At 69.7% G+C, this 19,050-nt stretch carries 6 protein-coding genes, 1 tRNA gene and 1 pseudogene; 1 reads left to right on the top strand and 7 read right to left on the bottom strand.

Features of this window, described 5'->3' with window-relative positions; translation table 11 throughout:
* Positions 1-23 precede the first annotated feature (23 nt).
* Together ACTWQR_RS23535 and ACTWQR_RS23530 are read right to left on the bottom strand one after the other, a co-directional pair.
* Complete coding sequence (locus ACTWQR_RS23535; protein WP_443229108.1) at positions 24-1,259, bottom strand: phosphopantetheine-binding protein; 1,236 nt, start codon at positions 1,257-1,259, stop codon at positions 24-26.
* Between the two features lie 44 nt (positions 1,260-1,303).
* Positions 1,304-7,936: an amino acid adenylation domain-containing protein gene (locus tag ACTWQR_RS23530; protein ID WP_443229107.1), complete on the bottom strand. Its 6,633-nt coding sequence runs from the start codon at positions 7,934-7,936 to the stop codon at positions 1,304-1,306.
* 1,057 nt (positions 7,937-8,993) lie between these two features.
* On the opposite strand from ACTWQR_RS23530, the pseudogene ACTWQR_RS23525 reads away from it, so the two are divergent.
* Positions 8,994-9,230, top strand: a pseudogene (locus tag ACTWQR_RS23525) (tyrosine-type recombinase/integrase); the annotation flags it as partial.
* Positions 9,231-9,279: 49 nt separating this feature from the next.
* Here the strand turns inward: ACTWQR_RS23525 and ACTWQR_RS23520 are convergent.
* The 5 genes from ACTWQR_RS23520 to topA all read right to left on the bottom strand — a co-directional run bounded on the left by ACTWQR_RS23520 (position 9,280) and on the right by topA (position 18,756).
* Positions 9,280-9,353: transfer RNA gene (locus tag ACTWQR_RS23520), tRNA-Thr, on the bottom strand.
* 100 nt (positions 9,354-9,453) lie between these two features.
* A complete protein-coding gene (locus ACTWQR_RS23515; RefSeq protein WP_443229106.1) occupies positions 9,454-11,067 on the bottom strand; it encodes an alpha/beta hydrolase in 1,614 nt (537 codons plus the stop codon).
* Between the two features lie 229 nt (positions 11,068-11,296).
* A complete protein-coding gene (locus ACTWQR_RS23510; RefSeq protein ID WP_443229105.1) occupies positions 11,297-12,502 on the bottom strand; it encodes a DNA polymerase III subunit delta' in 1,206 nt (401 codons plus the stop codon).
* A 102-nt stretch (positions 12,503-12,604) separates the two neighbouring features.
* Positions 12,605-15,802, bottom strand: coding sequence for a dTMP kinase (gene tmk / locus ACTWQR_RS23505; protein WP_443229104.1), 3,198 nt, complete (start codon positions 15,800-15,802; stop codon positions 12,605-12,607).
* Positions 15,803-15,945: 143 nt separating this feature from the next.
* Positions 15,946-18,756, bottom strand: coding sequence for a type I DNA topoisomerase (topA, locus tag ACTWQR_RS23500; protein ID WP_443229103.1), 2,811 nt, complete (start codon positions 18,754-18,756; stop codon positions 15,946-15,948).
* Positions 18,757-19,050 lie beyond the last annotated feature (294 nt).

The raw sequence follows: 19,050 nt of genomic DNA, 5'->3' as shown, positions 1-19,050 counted from the left end.
CGCCCGGACTGTTGACGAACCGGTCATCGGGTTCCTCCGTTGCTGGACGCGACGCCGTCGGCAGACCCGGTGAGCACCGCGACGACCGCCTGCTCGATGCTGGAAAGCGACTCGAAGGTGGCGCGGCCGAGCAACGACGGCGGGAATTCCAGCCGGAGTTCGTCCTCGATGGCCATCATCGCCCGCACGGACTCGAGGGAGGTGAGTCCCGCGGACCACAGGTTGTCGTCCGGCCCGAGCCCCTCGACCGCGATCGAGGTCTGGCTTTCGAGCACGGAACGGATCGATGCACTCAGCCCCGACGGCACCTCGGCGCCGCCCGCGGGCACCAGATCGGCCGCCCGCACCGTATCGGTGAACTCGTTGAGCACTTGGATCTCCCGTTCCTTCAATGCGCGAAGAATCTTGGGCATGCGTCCCGATACCCCGGCGCCGCCTTCCATGGCGACGGTGTGCGCGAAATACCAGCGCCGCGCCAGGGTGTCCATGGCGGTCGCCGAAGCCTGCAGTTCCGGCCGTTCCCGGCTTGCGGTCGCCAGCACCCGTTGCGCGTAGGTGCGTTCCGCGGCCACGTCCGCCAAGTCCGGCGCGACCCGGCCCGCCTCGACATCCCTGACGAAGCGATCGAACTCGTCCAGGTCGGCTTCGTGCCGGGCCACCGCGTCGGCGTACAGCTCGCCGACCGCGTCGAGGGCCGAGACCGGACGGTCCACGCTGCCCCGCGAGACGATCAGGTCGTACCCCGCCACCACTGCGCTGCCGCGGGAATGCCGATACGCGGCACGGCTCATGCGGGCCGGTTCGGGCCGGTTCATCGGGTCGAGAACCGTGACCGTGTCGGCGTCGGCGCCGACCAGGATCAACGCGTGCATCAGATGGGTCGTTCCCTGATACGGCGACGGGATGTCGTACGAGTCGACGGCTACCACCGCCGGCGCCCCGTCCGCCAGCGCGGCCTGTTCGAGGTCGAACGCCGCCTCGGCGGAACCAGGCCGCAGCCGGGTGATGTCCAGCCCGGACAGCCGCGCCGCCGCGGCCAGCCACCGTTCACCGGCGCGCAGCCGGACGTCACCTGCCTGGTAGCCGAAGCCCCAACTCGTCCCGATCAGGCCGGCGGCGCCCCGCAGACCCTGCGCTTCCAGAACGTTGGTGGTCGCCTGCTGGATACAGCTCCCGTACTCGGTGGTGCCCGAGTAGGACAGTCCGGCGCAGAGACGAGCGAGGAGTCCTTCGTCGGCTGAGCCCTCGCGGTCGCCCATGTCTCTTCCTTGTCGTGAGTCGTTGGGTGTCCGGGCGGCGGTCTTCACTGCGGAGCGGCCTTTCCGTCGGCCTCCTGCAACTCGGCCACGGCGTCCGCGAGCCCGGCGATGGTCGACCGCTCGAACAGCTCGCCCAGCGGCAGGTCGACCCCGAAGGCAGCGCTGATGCGCGCGACGATCCTGGTGGCCAGCAACGACTTACCGCCCAGGTCGAAGAAGTCGTCGTCGAACGAGATCTCGTCGCGTTCCAGCACAGCGGCCCAGATCCGCCTGATTTCCTCGGCCGTTTCATCGTGCGACAGTGCTCGGCCCGGCTGTGCCGCTGCACCCGGGTCAGCCAGCTCGGCAGTGCGGAGATCGCTGTCCGGAGCCCGCACCGCCTCCGCCGCCAGCAGCCGGTATTCGGCGAGCAGACGGGCGATCGTCTCCCGTTCGAAAAGATCGGTGGAGTAGACGATCGTGCCGGCGAAGGCGTCGGGCTCTTCTCGCAAGTACCACTCCAGGTCGAGGTGTGTGGTCGTGGGCACGCCGTCGAACTCGGTGACGGACACCCCCGGAAGCGCGAGGTCGTCGTCCTCCCGCCCGGTGTTCAGGAGCTGGAACATCACCTGGGCCAACGGGTTACGGCTCAGGTCCCGTGCCGGGCGCAGGGCGTCCACCAGCTGGTCGAACGGCAGGTCCTGGTGCTCGTAGGCGTCCAGTGCGGTCTTCCGGGTCCGGCGCAGCAGTTCCCGGAAGGTCGGCCCGCCGGACAGGTCGAGCCGCAGGACCAGCGTGTTGAAGAAGAGACCGATCATCTTCTCCGTCTCGTACCGGGTACGGCCCGCGATCGGGGTCGCCACCGGGATGTCCTCGCCGGATCCGTTGCGGCTCAACAGGATTCCGAAGAGCGAGAGCAGCACCATGTACGGTGTGCAGCCCTCGCTGCGGGCCAGCTCCCGCAGCCCGTCGGAGACTGCCGGGCCGAGCTCCAGCTCCAGCGCCGCGCCGGACTGGCTCAGCCTCTTCGGGCGCGGCAGGTCAGCGGGCAGGCAGAGCGCCTGTGGGGCGCCTTCCAACTGCTCGCGCCAGTAGTCCAGTTGACGGTCGCGGACCGCGCCGGCGAACCAGTCCAGGTGCCAGATGGCAAAGTCCGCGTACTGCACCGGCAACGGGTCGAGACCCGCCCGCTGCCCGTTCTCGAGCTGCGTGTAGATCCCGGAGATCTCCCGGAACAGAACCGGGATGGACCAGCCGTCGAACGCGATGTGATGGACGCAGATCCACAGGATGTGGTCGTCGTCGGCCAGCTGGACGAGACCGGCCCGCAGCACCGGCCCGGTGGCGAGCTTGAACGGGCGGTCGACCTGCTCGGCGACGAAGGCGCGGGCCCCCTGCTCGTTCTGGCAGCGCACGGTTTCCAGCGGAACGGAAACCGTTTCGGCGACTTCCTGGTGCGGCTCGCCGTCCACGCTCGGATAGCGGGTGCGCAGCACCTCGTGCCGCTGAACAACTTCGTCCAGCGCGGTCTGCAATGCGGGCACGTCGAGGCGACCGGCAAGGCGAACGCTCTCGCCGATGTTGAAGAACGAACTGCCGGGGACGAGCTGGTCCATGAACCACATGCGCTGCTGCGCGAAGGACAGCGGTATCCGCTGCGGCCGCTCGGCCCGCGCGATGGCGCCCTCCGTGGCTTGTCCCTCGGAGGCGATCACCTGCTCGATCGTCTCCGCGAGAGCGGCCACCGTGGGCGAGTCGAACAGCGTCCGCAGCGGGATGTCGGTCCGGAATCGCTCGAAGACCCGGACCATCACCCGCATCGCCGTCAAGGAATGGCCGCCGAGATCGAAGAAGTGGTCGTCGCGGCCGACCGTGCCGGGTTCCAGGCCGAGCACGCCCTCCCATACCTCGGCGAGGGCCTTCTCGGTGGCTGAAGCCGGAGCGGCGAATGCCGGGCGGGCGTCTGAGCTGAGCCGGCCGGCGGTCAGCCGGAGCGCCGCGGTGTCCACCTTCCCGTTCTCGGTGACGGGGAGCGCGGCGAGCTGCTCGAGCTGAGTGGGGATCATGTACGCCGGCAGCGACCGGCCGAGGAACGCCGACACCTCAGCCGGGTCCAGCGGTTGGTCCGCGACAACGAAGCCCACCAGTTTACTTGCCTGATCGCCGGCCTGACCGACCACCACGGCTGCGTCGCGAAGCCCCGGGAAGGCGAGCAGCACCGCCTCGATCTCGCCTGTCTCGACGCGCATGCCGCGGACCTTCACCTGGGCGTCCTTGCGGCCCAGGAATTCCAGTGTGCCGCTGGGCATCCAGCGGCCGAAGTCCCCGGTGCGGTAGATCCGGTTCCCCGGGGCCAGTGGGTCGGTGGCGAAGGACAGCTCGGTGCGGCCCGGATCGTTGATGTAGCCGCGTCCCGTGCCGACCCCGGAGCACACGATCTCGCCGCGGCTGCCGAGCGGGACGGGAAGCCCGTCCGTCCCGAGGACGTAGACGGACATGTTGCGCACCGGCCGTCCCACCGGCACGTGGTCGGTGACCGGCGGGGCGTGCAGCACCTCGTGGGTGAAATCGTCCGAGGTCTCGGTGAGGCCGTACGCATTGACGACGGGCACTGTCGGGAACCGGGCGAACCACCGCTCCAGCAGACTCTTCTTCACCGCCTCGCCGGTCACTGAGATCCGGCGCAGCCGCTCGAGCGGCCGGGGATTCGCGGCGAGGTGCGCCAGCAGGACATCGAGGTACGAGGGCACTGCTTGGAGCACGGACACCTTCTGCTGGTGCAAGAGCTCGGCGAAGAGGGCGACGTCGGCCACCGCCTCCTGCTCGGCGATCACGGTCCGGCCGCCGACGGCCAGCGCGGCGACGAGCTGCCACAGCGAAATGTCGAAACATTGCGAAGCGCTCTGCAAAACGACGCTGTGCTCGTCGATTTCCATGTCGTCGATCTTGGCGAAAAGGTGATTCACCATGCCGGCGTGCTCGCACACGGCGCCCTTCGGCAGCCCGGTCGAACCAGAAGTGAAGTAGACATAGGCTGCGTGTCCGCCCTTCACCTCCGTCTCCGGGTCATGCTCGGCACCAGCTGGAATCGCCGCTATGCGAAGGGCCGACGCTCCGGTTTCCGCCACCGCGTCCTGCACAGACCGCCCCGCGTCCGCGGTGGTCAGCACCAGCCGGCACCCGCTCTGCCGCACCATGGTCGCGATGCGCTCGGCGGGATATCCCGGATCGACCGGCAGGTAGACGCCACCCGCCTTGAGCACGCCGATGACCGCCACTGCCCAGTCCAGGTCCCGCGACGTGGCGACCGCTACGACCCCCTCGGGCGTCAGGCCGTTCTCCAGCAACGCATGCGCGACCCGGTTCGCCCGCCGGTTGAGCGCCGCATAGCTCAGTTCCTCGCCGCGGTGCACGAGAGCCACGCTCTCGGGCGTCGCCCTAACCTGCTCCTCGAACAACTGGTGGAAGCACCGGTCCGGCGTGTCGCGTACCGGACCGGCCAGCTCCCGCAGCTGGAAGTTCCGTTCGACCTCCGGCAGAAGCGAAACCTGGTGCTCCTCTGCCGGGTCCTGGACCATCAGCTGCATCGCACGGATGTAGTAGCCGCTGATCCGGTCGATGTATCCCGGCGAGAACTCCGAGGCATGGTGGTGCAGTTCGAGCACCACGTCGTCAGTCGCGTAGTCCTGTGCGAACTCCGCTCGCAGCGGAAACTCCGTCTCCGTTTCGATGCGTATGTCCAGCAGCGCGAATTCCGGCAGGTCGTTCAGTTTCTTCATCGGGTAGAAGTGGGTGAAATTGAAGATCGACTCGAACATCGGCCCGCCGGGCGCCTTCGCGTCGAACTTCATCTGCGCCATCGGATAGCGCCGGTGCGGCAGCAGCCCGGTCTCGGCGTCCCGGACCCGGTGCACGAGGTCGGTCCAGGTGCCGCCCGCGACTCGGGTCCGGAACGGCAAGGTGTTGAGGAACATCCCGATCGCCTGGTCCGCACCCTCGCGTTCGGGCCGGCCGCTGTGTTCGTACCCGGTCAGCACCTCGTCCTGGCCGGTGAGCGCGGCGATCACCTTCACGTGCGCGGCCATGAGGACGTTCTTGACCGGCACGGCCAAGGCCGAGGCCAGTTCCCGCAACTGATCGGAAAGGCCCTCGGGCAACGGCACCGGATGCATGAGCACGCCCTCGCCCTGCGTGGCGGGAGCGTCCCATCGAGGGAGCGGCTCCGCGGCGCCCTGGGCGAGCACGTCCTGCCAGAACTGTTTGCTTTCCGGGGAGGCGAGCACCTCCCGCTCCAGTTCGACGTGGCGCCGCAAGTGGTTGTCCGCGTCCGCGAGGCCGGCTTCCTCGCCGGCCAGCATCCGGTAGTAGGTCTCGAAGAGCTTGGTGTGGACGAGCGTGATGCTCCAGCCGTCCACCGCGGAGTCGTGCAGGCTGATGCTGTACCGGTACCGGTCGTCGGCCAGAATGTGGACGTGCAGGCGGACCAGCCCGGGCCGGGTCCAGTCGAAGCTGTGGGCGCGTTCCCGGACGAGCCACTCCTCGTGCCACGCTCGCCGTGCTGCCTCGTCGTACTCGCGCAGATCGACGACGGTGAGCGGCAACGGCCCCTCCCGGTGGACGATCTGGATGTCCTCGCTGAAGCCGGACAGCTGGTAGCTGGTGCGGAAGATCGGGTTGGCCCGCACCAGTTCGCGCACCGCACGTTCGAAGGTCTCAGCGTCGAACGACGCCTGGATGTCATAGCTGAAGATGTCGTGGTACTGCGCCGATCCGCGGGCGAGTTTGCTCTGGAAGATCAACCCCGCCTGCAGCATGGCCAGCGGGTAGGCGTCCTCGGCGTCGGCGGGCAGCGCCGCCCGGTCCTTCTCGGAGAGCAGGGCGAACGGCTGGTGTACCGGCTCGGATGCGGGCTGTCCGGCGCCGGTCTCGCCGACGACCTGGGCGAGTTCGGCGATGGTCGGGTGCTGGAAGAGCTGCTGGAAGGTCAGCGGGAAGCCGGCCGCGTTGGCCCTGGCGAGCACGGTGATGAAGTGGATGGAATTGCCGCCGAGAGCGAAGAAGTTGTCGTGGACGCCCACCTCCGGAGCGTCCAGCACGAACTTCCAGATCTCCTGCAGCGTGGCTTCACGCGGGTTTCGCGGCGCAGTGTCCTCGCTGTTCGCGCGCGGCGGCGGCAGCAGCGCCCCGCGGTCGAGCTTGCCGTTCGGCTGCAGCGGGAACTCGTCCACCGCCACGACCCGATCGGGGACCAGGTGCGCCGGGAGGGTCCGGGCGACGTGCTCGAGCAAGTCCTCCTCGGAGCACGGCTGCGCGAGCAGCACGTATCCGCAGAGCGAAGCACCGCCCTGGGGCTCCTCTCGAGCCACGACAACGGCTTCCCGCACCGCCTCGGCCGTGCGGAGACAGTGCTCGATCTCACCCAGTTCGATCCGGAAACCGCGGATCTTCACCTGGTGGTCGATCCGCCCCAGGTACTCGAACTCCCCGCCGGGGAGCTGCCGGGCGAGATCGCCCGTGCGGTAGATCCGCTCTTCCCCTTCGAAAGGCAGGTCGACAAACTTCTCCGCGGTCAGCGTCGGACGGTGCAGGTATCCGCGCGCGAGCTGGACGCCGGCGACGCACAGCTCGCCGACGGTTCCCGGCGGCTGAACCTTCAGGTTCTCGTCCACGACGTAGAACCGCGTGTTGTCGATCGGCACGCCGATGGGCACGCGGTCCACGTCGCCCATGACCGTGCAGTCGTAGTGGGAGACGTCGACGGTTGCCTCGGTCGGACCGTAGAGGTTGACCAGCGAAACCGGGCCGCCCGGACGGTTGCCGAACACTCGGCGGAATGCGTGCACCTGGTGCGCTCCCAGTGCCTCGCCACTCGCGAACACTCGGCGCAGGCTGCCCAACCGCCCGGCCTGCCCGGCCGATTCCGCGAAGTCGACGAATGCCCCGAGCATGGACGGGACGAAGTGCAAGACGGACACGCCATGTCGCTCCACTGTCGCCACGAGGGATTCCGGGTCCTTCTCCGCGCCGGGCGCCAGCAGGCAGACCGTCGCCCCCTCGGTCATCCACCAGAAGAGCTCCCACACCGAAACGTCGAACGAGATCGGCGTCTTCTGCAAGACGACGTCGCCCGGGGCTATCGGATAGGCCCGTTGCATCCAGGCGAGCCGGTTGACCACCGACCGGTGCTCGACCAGGACACCCTTCGGCGTACCGGTCGATCCCGAGGTGTAAATGACATAAGCCAGGGCACGGGAATCCCCGGCCGCGGCGAACTCCTCGGCACCGAACGAATCCGGCTCGCCGACGTCGAGCAGACGGAACTGCCCGGCCACAGAGCCGAGGTGCTGCTTCCCGGTGAGCACGAGCCGCGCTCCGCTGTCGGAGAGCAAGAACTCCTTGCGCGCTTGCGGATAAGCCGGGTCGACCGGCAAGTAGGCGCCGCCCGCCTTCAGCACCGCCAGAATCGCCACCAGCATTTCTGGAGACCGCTCCAGCAGAATGCCGACCACCTCGTCACGCCCGACGCCGTTCGCGTGCAGCGTGGCGGCGAGCCGACCGGACTGCCGGTCCAGTTCCGCGTAGCTCAGCGAAAAACCGTCGCCGACCACCGCGACCGCGTCCGGGTCGGCCTTGGCTCGGCGGGTGAATGCTTCCGGCAGGGTGAGCTGTTCATCGAAAGCGGTATCCGTGTCGTTCACCTGGCGTTGCGTCGCTAATTCGCTGCTGCTCGACGAGAATGCCGATTTCCGCGCAGAGGAATTCATTCCCGACACCTTCCGTCCGATTTAAGGCTCGCCTCTGATGGCGCATCATTCATTCAGCGACCCGGATGCAGGTCCCGGAAACCGCGACGCGCAGCCCTGGCCGCGGGGGTCGCCGGATCGGGCCGCACCATTCCGGCCTCATCGCGGCCGGTTTGTCGACCGGTGTCGGCTCGGGGTCAGTTCGGCGATCGCCGCGCGTACCCGTGTCGGTTTCTGGCACCACAATGCGCCAGGCCCGGGAAGCCGGACAGCTCAGGAGAATCGAACAACCGGGCCAGGACGCGGCGCGGGCACGCCGCCCGCAGCCGGCTCGCTGACAGCACTGCCCCGCCTTGTCGATCGCCGCACTGCTGATCCTCCGCCGGTCCGGACTCGCCGGAAAACACAAGGCCGCACAACTACCCTTGCCGACGAGCGCGCACAGCAATTACTTCTGACAGAAGATCTGCATTCCCAGTCTCAATGCCCCGTTAAAGTCTCAACGCCCCGTTAAAGTCCCAATGCCCCGTTAATGGAGCGAAGATGCGAACACCCCCGCCCTCGTCCCCCTTGGTCGCGCAGCGCGCCACCGACGTTAAGTTCCGAGATGATCTCCTGTCAACGTGCTTATCGGGCGATCCCCGCATCTGCACGGTCAAGGCTTGACCAAGTTCCTGGAGCGTCCGGGGCGCCGGCGATACCCAGCCTCGATTCGTCAACCGTGATGCGGTCTTCGCGAGGTAATCGGTTCACCCTGGTTTGTCCTCACGGGGAGGTCGGGTGCGTCGCGTGTCGCTGCGGGGTGCGCCGGGGTGCGCCGGGATTCCACTCCCCGTCAAGGTCCCCGACGAAGTCAGCTGGGCTTCCTCCTCGCTGGGCACGCGCGCGAAGAGCTCCTCTTCCATGTGGTCGATCTCGTATCCGGTTCCATGTGGTCGATCTCGTATCCGGTTCCATGTGGTCGATCTCGTATCCGGCCTCGTACAGGACGCGGAAGCCGCCGCCACGGCCAGGCGCGATCCTCAACGAGCTGGGGGTCGACATGCCCACGATCATGGAGATCCTGCGGCACACACAGATCAGTCAGACACGGCGGCGGTACGTGAAAGGACGGTCACACCTCTCGAAGGACGCCATGCGCCGGATGGGAGACCACTTCATGCCTCAGCCGGAACCCGCAATTGAGACCAGAACTGAGACCGCCGACGGCCGCGCGGCTCGTGCCGGCCGTCGCCGCCGCGTCCGTTAAAAGCAAAAGCCCCAGGTCACGGCGAGTGAGAATCCTGGGGCTTCCACAGAGCCGCCTTCGGGATTCGAACCCGAGACCTACGCATTACGAGTGCGTTGCTCTGGCCATCTGAGCTAAGGCGGCGCGCTGCCGACTATGGTGCGATCGGCAACGTCGGAAAGTCTACACAGTTTCCGGGAGTGCTCCGTACGCACCCGTGGGAGCCCCCCGGCCGAGCCCGGGATCAGCCCGCTGAGCAGCGCTTTCCCTTCGGGGGAGGGGTGCCCTCCAAGAGGTAGCGGTTGATCGAGGAGTCGACGCACGCGCTGCCGCGCCCGTACGCCGTGTGGCCGTCGCCGTCATAGGTGAGGAGCGTGCCGGAGGAGAGATGGGTGGCGAGGGACCGGGCCCAGGCGTAGGGGGTCGCCGGGTCGCGGGTGGTGCCGACGACGACGATCGGGGCGGCGCCCTTCGCCTCGATGCGGTGGGGTGCGCCGGTCGGGCCCACGGGCCAGTACGCGCAGATCAGGGAGGCCCAGGCGAGTCCCTCGCCGAAGACCGGGGAGGCCTTCTCGAAGGCGGGGAGGCCGTCCTTCACCGCCTCGGGGGAGGAGAAGGCGGCCGGCAGGTCCAGGCAGTTGACCGCCGCGTTGGCGAACATCAGGTTCGCGTACTGTCCGTCGGCGTCACGCTCGTAGTAGCCGTCGGAGAGGGCGAGCAGGCCCGCGCCGTCCTTGTCCTCCATCGCCGTGGTGAGGGCCTCGCGCAGTCGCGGCCAGGCCCCCTCGTCGTACATCGCCGCGATGACGCCCGTCGTGCCGAGCGCCTCGCCCAGCTTGCGGCCGTCCGCGTCGCCCGCATCGATGGGCGCCGCGTCCAACTGCCGGAAGAAGGCCTTCAGGTTCTTGCCGACCTGCTCCGTCGTCGTACCCGCGCCACCCAGCGGGCAGTCGGACTGGCGTACGCAGTCCTTCGCGAAGGACTGGAATGCCGTCTCGAACCCGGCCGTCTGGTCCTCGTTCATCCTCCGGGCGGGCAGGGACGGGTCCAACGCGCCGTCCAGGACCAGGCGGCCGACCCGGTCCGGGTACAGGCCCGCGTACGTCGCCCCGAGGAATGTGCCGTACGAAGCACCCACGTACGTCAGCTTCTTGTCGCCCAGCGCGGCGCGCACGAGGTCCATGTCTCGGGCCGCCTCGACGGTGGACACGTGGCGCAGCAGGTCGGCCGAGCGCTGCCCGCAGCCCTCCGCGAACTCCTTGAAGGCGTCGACCAGTTCGTCGGTCTCGTGCGGGTCGTCGGGGGTCGTGTCCGTCTGCGTGTACGTGTCCATCTGCCGGCCGGTGAGGCATTCGACCGGCTCGCTGCGAGCGACGCCGCGCGGGTCGACCGCGACCATGTCGTAGCGGGCACGGACCTCCGCCGGGTAGCCGACTCCCGCGTACGACTGGACGTAGCCCACCGCCGAACCGCCCGGCCCGCCCGGGTTGACCAGCAGCGAACCGAGCCGCTTGCCCGGGCCCGTGGCCTTCTTCCGGGCGACTGCCAGCCTGATGTCTCCCTCGGCCGGCTTGGCGTAGTCGAGCGGGGCCTTCAGCGTGGCGCACTGGAAGCCGGGGACAGCGCAGGAGCGCCAGTTCGGCTCCTGCTCGTAGTACGGGGCGAGCGCCGGCGGGAGCGCTTTGGGCAGCGCGACCAGTGCCGCTTCCGCCGCCGAGCTCGCGGAACTCGTCGAAGTCGAACCCCCCGCCGAGCAGGCGGAGATGAGCAGTCCGGCGACGGCGAGCAGTGTGCCGTACGCGCGGAGGGACCGGTTGGCCCGGATCGATGGTGACCGGAGCTGGCGCCTGGTGTGCATCGAGCGAGCGTAACCCTGTGCGATGAGTCGATCGCGGAGAGTCTCCAGTGCGCCTCGTACGAGTGACCCTGTCAACTCTTCACAGACCAGTGCTGTTCGCTTGCCGACCAGTCGGGTCCGCTTGTGCAAACCAGTCGGGTCCGCTTGTGCAAACCAGTCAGATTCGCTTGTGCAGTGCAGTCGGATCCGCTTGCCGATGGGGGCGGCCCCCACTCGTCGACCGGTGCCGTCAGCCCGCCCGCAACGCCATCGTCATCGCCTCCACCGCCAGCAGCGGCGCCACATTCCGGTCCAGGGCCTCGCGGCAGGCGGCGATCGCTTCTATGCGGCGCAGGGTGGCCTCTGGGGAGGAACCGCGTGCCAGGCGGTCCAGCGTGTCCCGCATCTCCGTGTTGGCGAGCGCGAGGTTCGTGCCGAACTGGAGGGCGAGCACGTCGCGGTAGAAGGCCGTGAGGTCGATCAGGGCCAGGTCCAGGCTGTCGCGCGTCGTACGCGTCCTGCGGCGCTTCTGCTTGTCCTCCAGCTCCTTCATCAGCCCCGCGGTGCCGCGCGGCATACGGCCGCCCTGACCCCCGCCGAGCGCCGCCCTCATGTCCTCGGTCTCCTTGACGTCGGACTCCTCGGCCACCTGCTTGGCGTCCTCCGAGGCCGCGTCGATCAGCTCCTGGGCCGCCTTGAGACAGGCGCCCACGTCGTCGACGCGCAGGGGCAGCTTGAGGACGGCGGCGCGGCGCGCGCGGGCGCGCTCGTCCGTGGCCAGGCGGCGGGCACGCCCGATGTGGCCCTGGGTGGCGCGGGCCACGGCCGCCGCCACGTCCGGCTCGATGCCGTCGCGGCGTACGAGGACGTCGGCGACCGCGTCCACCGGCGGCGTCCGGAGCGTGAGGTGGCGGCAACGGGAGCGGATGGTGGGCAGCACATCCTCCAGGGAGGGCGCGCAGAGGAGCCAGACCGTGCGGGGGGCGGGCTCTTCGACGGCCTTCAGCAGCACATTGCCCGCGCCCTCCGTGAGGCGGTCGGCGTCCTCCAGGACGATGACCTGCCAGCGGCGCCCCGCCGGCGACATCTGAGCGCGGCGTACGAGATCGCGGGTCTCCTTCACACCGATGGACAGGAGGTCGGTGCGAATGATCTGCACATCGGCGTGGGTGCCGATCAGGCTCGTGTGACAGCCGTCGCAGAACCCGCACCCGGGGACTCCGCCGAGGGCCCGGTCGGGGCTCACGCACTGGAGAGCCGCGGCGAAGGCTCTCGCCGCGGTGGAACGGCCCGAGCCGGGCGGCCCGGTGAACAGCCAGGCGTGCGTCATCTTCGACGCCTCGGGGGGCGGGACGTGGGTAGCCACCGCCGTGACCAGGGCGTCGGCGTCCCGGGCGGCGGCGCCGAGCTGCGCGCTCACCTTCCCCTGGCCCACCAGGTCGTCCCATACGGTCATGGGTTGCCGCCCTTCCGTCGCGCATCCGCCTTGCCGCGATCCATTGTGCGGGAGGGGACTGACAACGCGGCGCACGGCGGACTCACCGCCCGCCGCCTTACGTCACCGACGCCGGCGCCCCTCGCCCCACTCGTCGTCCTCGCGCGGCCCGAGCAACTCGTCCGCCAGCGTCGGAAGATCGTCCAGCGGGGTCTCCTCGGCCCAGTCCGAACGGGGACGCCGTCGGGGAGCGCCTTCCTCGTCGACCTGAGGCAGCTCGCGGGTGCGGTCGTCGGGACGGTCCGCCCCCGGCCGCTCGTCGCGGAAGTACCCCGGGGGCACCCGGTCAGCCGGACCGCCACCCCGCTCGCCGCCCGGGTCCTCCCGTACGGGAGGAAGAACCGCCGTCTCATCAGCCCCCGAGTCACCGGAGTCACCGGAGTCCCGCCCGAACCGAGGCAGCACCGTCGTCTCTTCGGCTGCCCCCTGCGGCGCCGGAGGCTGCGGCAGCACCGTCGTCTCCTCGGCGTCGGGCCCGGCCTCACCCGGCGGCACCGGAGGCAGCACTGCCGTCTCGTCCGCCGGTCCTCCGGACGCGTTGGTCGGCGTCACGATGGGCGTCGGCTCCGTGGTCTCGTTGTCACGGGCGGCCGCCGAGGAACCAGAAGCGGCCCCTCCCCCGGAGCCCTCCGCGCCACCCGAAGCTGCCCCCGCAGTGCCCGCGGTCCCCGCAGACGCCGCCGCAGCGGCAGCCGCGACCCTCCGAGCCTCCTCAGCCCGAAGCAACGCCTCCTCGGCCTTCCGCTGCTTCTCCAGCCGTCGCTCCTCCGCCTCGGCCCGGAGTCGCGCCTCCTCCTCGGCCTGCTTGCGCCGACGCTCCTCCTCGGCCTTGAGCACCTGTTCCTCCGCGAGCCGCCGCGCCCGCTCCTCCTCGGCACGCCTGCGCGCCTCTTCGGCCCGCTGCCGGGCCTCCTCGGCCTGCCGCTCGGCCTCGCGCCGCTGGGCCTCCTCCAGCTCGCGCTGTTTGCGCTCCTCTTCCTCGGCGCGCAACCGGGCGAGCTGCTCCTGGCGCTCGCGCTCCAGCCGCTCCTCCTCGGCCTTGCGGGCCGCCTCTTCCTCGGCGCGTCGCCGCGCCTCCTCCTCGGCCGCCTTACGGGCCTCCACCTGGGCCTTCACCTCGGCCTCGGAGAGCGGCAGCATCACGTCGAGACGGTGCCGTATCACCGTGGTGACCGCCTCGGGCTCCTGGCCGGCGTCGACGACCAGGTAGCGGGTGGGGTCGGCGGCGGCGAGCGTCAGGAAACCGGACCGCACGCGCGCGTGGAACTCGGCAGGCTCCGACTCCAGCCGGTCCGGCGCCTCCGTGAACCGCTCCCGCGCGGTCTCCGGCGACACGTCCAGCAGCACGGTCAGGTGCGGCACCAGCCCATTGGTGGCCCAGCGCGAGATCCGCGCGATCTCGGTCGGGGACAGGTCACGACCGGCCCCCTGGTACGCCACGGAGGAGTCGATGTAGCGGTCGGAGACGACCACCGCACCCCGCTCCAGCGCGGGCCGCACCACGGTGTCCACGTGTTCGGCGCGGTCGGCGGCGTACAGCAGCGCCTCCGCGCGGTGCGACAGCCCCGCCGAGGACACGTCGAGCAGGATCGACCGCAGCCGCTTGCCGACGGGCGTGGCGCCAGGCTCGCGGGTCACCACGACCTCGTGGCCCTTGGCCCGGATCCACTCGGCGAGCGCCTCGGCCTGCGTCGACTTCCCGGCCCCGTCACCGCCCTCCAGAGCGATGAAGAACCCGGTGGCGGTGGGCGCCTGCTCCGGATCGTCCCCGCCCCGCAGAGCGTCCCTCAGGTCGTGTCGCAGGGGCACTCCGGAGCGGTCGTCGGCCTTGGCCAGCACGAGCGCGGCGACCGGCAGCAGCAGCGCGCCGACCAGCATCAGAGTGAAAGCCGCGCCGCCGTGGTCGAACACGAACTTGCCGTTCTCCAGGCGATGCCGCCCGATCGCGGCGGCCACCACAGGGGCCACCAACGCCCCCAGGGCGACGAAGACCCGTACGACCGCGTGCAGGTGCTCCGTCGTACGCGCCCGCCGGTATTCCTCGGCCTCCTGATCGAGCAGTGCGTGCCCGGTGTTCGCGGCGATGCCCGCGCCGACGCCCGCGAGCCCTGTGATGAGGATCACCGTGGCGACGTCCGGGACGAGCCCGGCGGCGAGCAGCGCGATCCCCGTGAAGGCGATCGCCAGGGCGAGCAGTCGGCGCCGCGACAGGGACAGCAGCAGCTTCGGAGCCGTACGGATGCCGATCACGACACCCCCGGTCAGCGCGAGCGCCAGCAGCCCGTACGTGACCGGCCCGCCGCCCAGGTCCGTGGCGTGCAGCACGGCGACGGCGACGGCGGCCGCGATCGCCCCGGCGACGGCCCCGCAGGCGAGCACCAGGAGCGGAATCGCTCCGGTACGCCCGTTGTCGACGCCGGACCCTGTCTTGGGGCGGCGCAGCCCCTCGAGCGGCGACCGCGCGCGCGGAGTGCGGGCGTCGGGCAGTTCGAGGAAGGTGAGCACCGACAGGGAGGCGGCGAACAGGCCCGCGGCCACGTACGAGGCGAGCGCCGCGTGGTGCTCGTCGAACCACGCGATACCGGCGCCCAGCAGATTGTTGACGAGCCCCGCGACGACGAGCGTGGCGGCCGCGAGGGGCACCGCCATGAATCCCGTACGCAGCGACAGGCGGCGCAGCGTGTCCATGTGGTCCGGCAGCGGGCGTACCGTCGCGCCCTCCAGCGGCGGCGCGGGCAGCAGCGCGGGCGCCGCGCTCTCGCGGCACACCGTCCAGAAGCGCTCGGCGACCCCGATCACGAAGGCCGTCACCAGGAGCACGGCCAGCGCGTCCTCGGGCGTCCAGTCGATCCACAGGGGCGCGATGATCAGCAGCACGGCCCGCACGCCGTCCGCGCCGACCATGGTCCAGCGTCGGTCGAGCGGCCCCTCCGAGGAGGTGAGGGAGGTGAGCGGCCCGAGAAGTACGGCCCCGAAGAGCAGCGTCGCGAGAATCCGCGCCCCGAAGACGGCCGACACGGCGAAGGCCACTCCGCGGTAGCTGCCGCCGAAGGAGCCCGTGGAGACCGCCACTTGGAAGGCGAGCAGAACCAGCACGAGCAGCGCGAGGGCGTCAGCGACGCCTCCCACCAGCTGGGCGCTCCACAGGCGCCTCAACTGCGGTACACGCAGCAGCGCGCGAACGGCGCGCTCTCGTGAATCTGCGACCAGGGCGTCGTCGGGGGCCGGATTGTGGGCCGTTGGCTGCTCGGCTCGCGTCATCCTGACAGCCTATCCGGACGGACCTACTCCTCGAAGAGGCGCCCGAACATGCGAACGCCCCGACACCAAGTGGTGTCGGGACGTTCGCTTCGCGAACCCGATGTGAACGATCCGAAGCGACCCGAAAGCGGAGCCGCGCAGGCTCAGTCCTCGGCCGTCGCCCTGGAAGCCGTCGCCTTCTTCGCGGTCGTCTTCTTGGCAGTTGTCTTCTTGGCTGCCGTTTTCGTGGCCGCGGTCTTCTTGGCGGCGGTTTTCTTCGCCGGAGCCTTCTTGGCGGGCGCCTTCTTCGCCGTCTTCTTGGCGGGGCTCTTCGCCCGCTTCTCCGCGAGCAGTTCGAAACCGCGCTCCGGAGTGAGCTCCTCCACGCTGTCGCCGGACCGCAGTGTCGCGTTGGTCTCGCCGTCGGTGACGTACGCCCCGAAGCGCCCGTCCTTGACGACGACCGGCTGTCCGCTGACCGGGTCCTGGCCGAGCTCCTTCAGCGGCGGCTTGGCGGCCGCGCGCCCGCGCTGCTTGGGCTGTGCGTAGATCGCGAGTGCCTCGTCGAGGGTGATCGTGAAGAGCTGGTCCTCGGACGTGAGCGACCGCGAGTCGGTGCCCTTCTTCAGGTACGGCCCGTAGCGGCCGTTCTGCGCGGTGATCTCCACGCCCTCCGCGTCCTTGCCGACGACGCGGGGCAGCGACATCAGCTTGAGCGCGTCCTGAAGGGTCACCGTGTCCAGGGACATCGACTTGAAGAGCGAGGCGGTACGCGGCTTGACGGCGTTCTTGCCGGTCTTCGGGGTGCCCTCGGGGAGCACCTCGGTGACGTACGGGCCGTAGCGACCGTCCCTGGCGATGATCTGGTGGCCCGTCGCCGGGTCGGCACCGAGCTCGAAGTCGCCGCTGGGCTTGGCGAGCAGCTCCTCCGCGAGATCGACCGTCAGCTCGTCGGGTGCCAGGTCCTCGGGCACGTCCGCGCGCTGGTGGCTCTCGGAGTCCTTCTCGCCGCGCTCGACATACGGGCCGTAGCGGCCGACCCGCAGCATGATGTCGTTGCCTACCGGGAACGACGACACCTCGCGGGCGTCGATCGCGCCCAGGTCGGTGACGAGCTCCTTGAGGCCGCCAAGGTGGTCCCCGTCGCCGTTCCCGGCCTCGGCGGCACCCGCTGCGTCGCCCGCGCCGAAGTAGAACCGCTTCAGCCACGGCACGGCCCGTGCCTCGCCCCGCGCGATGCGGTCGAGGTCGTCCTCCATCCTCGCGGTGAAGTCGTAGTCGACGAGCCGCCCGAAGTGCTTCTCCAGGAGGTTGACCACGGCGAAGGACAGGAAGGACGGCACGAGTGCCGTGCCCTTCTTGAACACGTATCCGCGGTCCAGGATCGTGCCGATGATCGACGCGTACGTCGACGGACGGCCGATCTCGCGCTCTTCGAGCTCCTTGACCAGACTGGCCTCGGTGTAGCGGGCCGGGGGCTTGGTGGCGTGACCGTCGACCGAGATCTCCTCGGCGGACAGCGGGTCGCCCTCGTTGACCTGCGGAAGCCTGCGCTCGCGGTCGTCCAGCTCGGCGTTCGGGTCGTCCGCGCCCTCGACGTACGCCTTCAGGAAGCCGTGGAAGGTGATCGTCTTGCCGGACGCGCTGAACTCGGCGTCGCGGCCGTCGGAGGCCCTGCCCGCGATCTTCACGGTGACGGAGTTGCCGACCGCGTCCTTCATCTGGGAGGCGACGGTCCGCTTCCAGATCAGCTCGTAGAGCTTGAACTGGTCGCCGCTCAGGCCGGTCTCGGCCGGGGTGCGGAAACGATCACCCGAGGGGCGGATCGCCTCGTGCGCCTCCTGCGCGTTCTTGACCTTCCCAGCGTACGTACGCGGCTTGTCCGGCAGATAGTTGGCGCCGTAGAGCTGCGTGACCTGGGCGCGGGCGGCGGTGATCGCCGTGTCCGAGAGGGTCGTGGAGTCCGTACGCATGTAGGTGATGAAGCCGTTCTCGTACAGCTTCTGCGCCACCTGCATCGTGGCCTTCGCACCGAAGCCGAGCTTGCGGCTGGCCTCCTGCTGGAGCGTCGTCGTACGGAACGGCGCGTACGGCGAGCGTCGGTACGGCTTCGACTCGACGGACCGTACGGCGAAGTTCGTGTTCTCCAGGGCGGCCGCCAGCGCACGGGCGTTCGCCTCGTCCAGGTGGAGCGTGTTCGCGCCCTTGAGCTGCCCCAGCGAGTCGAAGTCACGGCCCTGGGCGACGCGCTTGCCGTCGACCGCGGTCAGGCGGGCCACGAGCTGCGAGGGGTCACTCGAGTCGCCGGCGCGGCCCGTGCCGAAGGTGCCCGTCAGGTCCCAGTACTCGGCGGAACGGAAGGCGATGCGCTCGCGCTCCCGCTCGACGACGAGGCGGGTCGCCACGGACTGGACGCGGCCCGCCGACAGGCGCGGCATGACCTTCTTCCACAGGACCGGCGATACCTCGTAGCCGTAGAGGCGGTCGAGGATGCGGCGGGTCTCCTGGGCGTCGACGAGCTTCTGGTTGAGCTCGCGCGGATTGGCGACGGCGGCCTGGATCGCGGCCTTGGTGATCTCGTGGAAGACCATCCGCTTGACCGGGACCTTGGGCTTGAGCACTTCCTGGAGGTGCCACGCGATGGCCTCGCCCTCGCGGTCCTCATCGGTGGCGAGGTAGAGCTCGTCGGAGTCCTTCAGCAGGTCCTTGAGCTTCTTGACCTGGGCCCTCTTGTCGGCGTTGACGACGTAGATCGGCTGGAAGTCGTGTTCGACGTCCACGCCGAGCCGACGCACCTCGCCGGTGTACTTCTCGGGTACCTCCGCGGCACCGTTGGGGAGGTCGCGGATGTGCCCGACACTCGCTTCGACGACGTAGCCAGGGCCGAGATAGCCCTTGATCGTCTTCGCCTTGGCAGGCGACTCGACGATGACGAGTCGGCGGCCGCCGTGTGCGGTCTCGCTGGTCGGGGACAACTTCGCTCTTCTCTCCGGTCGACGCAGGGGGTCTCGGCCCCAGGCCTGGAACCCGGGGGTCGGGTCATGCTGACGCTGCGGAGTGTGACGGTACATCCCGCCCCCGTGTCAAACGGGAAAAGCCCGCAACGGCCACTCGAACGGTAACCCGACTCCCGCCATTCCTGCCGCCCGGAGTGTCGACCTGCTGTTTCGGCCCTATCCGGAGGGTGACCTCTCAATTACCGGAAGCCATAATTCCCGATGGCCGCGGCCCCTGTCCGCGACCGTCGGCGGGCGACGATTCCCGGACAC

This window comes from Streptomyces sp. 2A115, from assembly GCF_052245575.1.
GTDB lineage: Bacteria > Actinomycetota > Actinomycetes > Streptomycetales > Streptomycetaceae > Streptomyces.
Note: the sequence above shows the minus strand (reverse complement) of the source record. Positions and strands in the feature narration are given on the sequence as shown.

Excerpts from the sequence above, each read along its gene's own strand:
- ACTWQR_RS23535 (WP_443229108.1), bottom strand. The coding sequence starts at position 1,259 with ATGGGCGACCGCGAGGGCTCAGCCGACGAAGGACTCCTCGCTCGTCTC.
- ACTWQR_RS23515 (WP_443229106.1), bottom strand. The coding sequence starts at position 11,067 with ATGCACACCAGGCGCCAGCTCCGGTCACCATCGATCCGGGCCAACCGG.
- ACTWQR_RS23510 (WP_443229105.1), bottom strand. The coding sequence starts at position 12,502 with ATGACCGTATGGGACGACCTGGTGGGCCAGGGGAAGGTGAGCGCGCAG.
- tmk (WP_443229104.1), bottom strand. The coding sequence starts at position 15,802 with ATGACGCGAGCCGAGCAGCCAACGGCCCACAATCCGGCCCCCGACGAC.